This is a genomic window from Chitinivibrionales bacterium (assembly GCA_014728215.1).
In the GTDB taxonomy this organism is placed as follows: domain Bacteria; phylum Fibrobacterota; class Chitinivibrionia; order Chitinivibrionales; family WJKA01; genus WJKA01.
In genome coordinates, this window is sequence record WJLZ01000146.1 from 1 (window position 1) to 3637 (window position 3637).

4 protein-coding genes are annotated in these 3637 nt (G+C 44.0%); 3 read left to right on the plus strand and 1 reads right to left on the minus strand.

The annotated features are described in order from the left end of the window. The 3 genes from der to GF401_12695 all read left to right on the plus strand — a co-directional run. A partial coding sequence (der, locus tag GF401_12685; GenBank protein ID MBD3345912.1) for a ribosome biogenesis GTPase Der occupies nucleotides 1-952 on the plus strand: 952 nt, incomplete at its 5' end. A 52-nt stretch (nucleotides 953-1004) separates the two neighbouring features. Then, nucleotides 1005-2021: an NAD(P)H-dependent glycerol-3-phosphate dehydrogenase gene (locus tag GF401_12690; protein ID MBD3345913.1), complete on the plus strand. Its 1017-nt coding sequence runs from the start codon at nucleotides 1005-1007 to the stop codon at nucleotides 2019-2021. 182 nt (nucleotides 2022-2203) lie between these two features. Continuing rightward, nucleotides 2204-2560: a MerR family transcriptional regulator gene (locus GF401_12695; protein ID MBD3345914.1), complete on the plus strand. Its 357-nt coding sequence runs from the start codon at nucleotides 2204-2206 to the stop codon at nucleotides 2558-2560. Between the two features lie 32 nt (nucleotides 2561-2592). On the opposite strand, the gene GF401_12700 is transcribed toward GF401_12695, so the two are convergent. After that, entirely contained in the window at nucleotides 2593-3561 is a 969-nt protein-coding gene (locus GF401_12700) for a radical SAM protein (GenBank protein ID MBD3345915.1), read from the minus strand. Nucleotides 3562-3637 lie beyond the last annotated feature (76 nt).

The window sequence follows — 3637 nt, forward strand, 5'->3', positions numbered from 1 at the left end:
AAACCTGTATTTTTCCCTGGGCCTGGGTGATCCGCTGCCGATTTCTGCGCTCCATGGAAAAGGTGTCGCAGACCTTCTCGATGTAATTGTCGATCGTTTGCGGAAGTTGGATAAAGTAAAGCGGGGGCAAGGTGTGGCAGATGACAGTGCCTTGAAAATTGCTATTCTTGGACGGCCCAATGCCGGGAAATCTTCACTGGTAAATAAACTGCTCAGGCAGAATCGTATGATTGTTGATGCTGCTCCCGGAACTACCCGGGATGCAATTGATTCTGAGCTGACATATAATGATCACCGGGTTGTACTGATCGATACTGCCGGCTTGCGAAAAAAATCTCAGGTAAAAGATAATGTTGAATATTATTCAAATCTTCGGGCCCTGGGAAGCATTCAGCGGAGTGATGTCTGCATTTTGCTTGTTGATGCTGTTGCCGGGCTGGGAGAACAGGACCTGAAAATTCTGGATAAAATACTCGAATTCAACAAAGGTTCCATTTTAGCATGGAATAAATGGGACATTGTCGAAAAGGATTCAAAAACATTCGATCGGTTGAGCGCTGATGTCAAAAAGCAGTATGCCGAATTAAGAAATAGGCCGATCCTTTCCATTTCCGCACTTACCGGCCTGAGAATTAATATGGTTCTGGAGCAGGCTTTCAGGATAAAAGAAAAAATGCATTACAAGGTACCTTCAAAGGAGTTCAGCGATAAAGTATACAACTGGACACGTCTGAATCCTCATCCCATATCGGGGGGTAAGGATGTGAGAATCCTTGCAGGAAAACAACGTCCGGCCGAATACCCCTTATTTATCTTTTATGCATCCAATTTTAAAAATGTCGTTCCCTCGTATAAGAGATATCTTATAAATAAAATTTATGAAAACTACGACTTTGAGGGGTGTCCTGTGAGAGTATCATTCAGACCTCCCGGAAGAAGGACACATCAGTAAGGCAATTAAGTCGAATATTAGTATAGTAAATGAAAAAGATAAGGAGCACGCTGTGAGAATAGCCATTTTAGGCGCTGGTAGCTGGGGGATTGCATTGTCGGTTCTTTTAACAAAACGTGGCCACAAACTTTCTCTGTGGGAGTTTAATAAAGAAGATGCTTTGATGTTAAATGAAAAACGGCAGCATTTCAATAAGCTGCCGGGAATTGAGATACCGTCCGAAATAATTATTACCAACGATATAGGGAAAGCCGTCGAGAATGCTGATTACATCCTTTGCGCGGTCCCCGCCCAGACCATGCGCAGTACAATGAAAATCCTGGCGTCTTCGGTATCATCCGATAAACCGGCGGCTATCAGAGGTTGGATAATTGTTTCAAAAGGTATCGAATGTGGTACGTTAAAGCTTATGACTGAAGTGCTGGTTGAGGAGGTGCCGAATCTTTCGAGCGATAAAATTGTCGTCCTCTCGGGGCCCTCACACGCTGAAGAGGTCTCCCGGGATATTCCCACCACTGTAGTCGCTTCATCGGCAAATTATGCTTTTGCCGAGGAGATACAGAGAGAATTCTCAACAGATTATTTCCGGATTTATACCAATGCCGATATTGTCGGGGTAGAACTGGCGGCAAGCGTGAAAAATGTCATTGCCATTGCCGCGGGAATATGCGACGGTCTTGGTTTCGGGGATAATACCAAAGGGGCGATCCTGACCCGCGGAATGGCTGAAATGATCCGCCTGGGAGCAAAAATGGGTGCTAAAGAACGCACATTCAGCGGTCTCGCCGGTATCGGTGATCTGATTACCACCTGCATGAGCAAGCATAGTAGAAATCGAAAAATAGGTGAACTGATCGGTTCAGGGTATACTCTCGATGAAGCTCTGGGGCAGATGATCATGATCGCCGAAGGCGTCGAAACAACAAAATCGGTCTATGAACTGGCAAAAAAATATGGAATTGAGATGCCGATAACCTCTGAGGTATATAAAACCCTCTTTGAAGGTAAGTCGGCAAAAGCGGCGGCAAAAGACCTGATGCTCAGAGAATTCAAGCCTGAGAACTGGTAATAACAAAGGCCATATTGATACCAGGCATTTCTTTAAATCGATCACCGGCATTTATTTATCGAACATGTAAATTATTCTTGCATATTGCGAGCGCATAATATAGAATCTACTATTACCTTTAAGGCTTTATCGTTCAATAGGTTGAGTAATTAACCTGATGTTGTACACAAAGCGTTGGTCTAATGGAAGAAATTAAAAAGACTTATTATTCTATCAGTGAGGTCTGTGCAAAAACAGAACTTGAACCTCATGTGCTCAGATACTGGGAAAGTGAATTTTCTCAGCTTCGTCCCAAAAAGAACCGGGCAGGAAACAGGGCATACCGCGAAAAGGATATCGAGACTATCCGCTACATTAAACAATTGCTCTACGATGAACAGTATACGATCCCAGGCGCAAAGAAAAAACTTGCCGGGATTCGAAACGGGAGCAATAATCACCACGATACCCAGTTGAACCTCTTTTCTCCTTCCGAAAACGGCTTCAAAGAACTGGCTGTTAAGGAACTTCGGGAAATTTTAAATATTCTTCAATCCTGATATCCTTAAAAGGCAAAAAAATCACCTCCGGATCATTGAGATAAGGTTTTCTTCGATTTTGAGAACATCGGCATGAGTGACTCATAGGCCGATTGTATCGAGGTGTAAGAATCGATGGAATAATATTGATACCAACCGCAGTTCCGGGTACATTGGTGCATTTTTTTCCGTTGTTTTTTTGCACTATCTGTCCGAAGCCACCGGTTCAGATCGGTTGTGCGGAGGTCGGGCCCCTTTTCCCTCAGGATATGACAGGGATAGTAGAGCGAGCCGTCGGGAGCGATAATGATTGACGCCGATGAGCATTTTCTCTTTTTATAGGCTTTGAAATAATTTTGTGGAGTATGAATTGTGCGGGGATATCTCTTTCGAAGTTCGAGCATTTTCTTTTCTAAAAATTCCATATCCGGGAAATAATCGTCGGTATTATCCATATGGGTGGCAGGAATAATCACTATATTTGCGCCGTTTTTGCTGCATTGAGCCACTTTCTTTTCCAGCGCATCAACAGTATCCCTTGTAACAACCACCTGAACCGAAACCTGGGTAGGAAGTTTGGTTAACTCCGGCAACAGGTCGTACATGTCAAGATTGTTGTGTCCTTCGTCGATAGAAATGTGAAAGAAATCGATATACTTCCCATAGGTATGGAGGGGGTACTCAAGCAGATTTTTAACACTGGTAGTAAAGAGAAGATAGAATTTGCAGCGGGAAGCATACTCCAGTAGTTCGCCAATGTCTTCACGCAACAGCGGCTCGCCGCCTTCAAAACTGGTCATGAGAATTGATGAGCGGGAAAGGTTATCCAGGATACGTTTAATATCCCGGGTCGAAAGGTCGGGAGTCCGGTTATCTCGCACATTGCAAAAAGGGCACCCAAAATGACATCGAGAAGTCAGTTTAAACGATGCATAAAAGGGGTAGATAGATTCGCCGGCAAGCCAGTTGTCGAACAGACCTTTTGCGGTTGGGAAATAATGAAAAACAGGCAAAACTCTCATGGCAGTATGTCAAGCCTTACTGGTGCGGTGCCGGTCTGTATCAGGCCTATTTTTTTTGCAGCACCCCGTGATAAAT

Bases quoted from the DNA above. Each gene is read 5' to 3' on its own strand.
- GF401_12695 (MBD3345914.1), top strand. From the start codon at position 2,204: ATGGAAGAAATTAAAAAGACTTATTATTCTATCAGTGAGGTCTGTGCA.
- GF401_12700 (MBD3345915.1), bottom strand. From the start codon at position 3,561: ATGAGAGTTTTGCCTGTTTTTCATTATTTCCCAACCGCAAAAGGTCTG.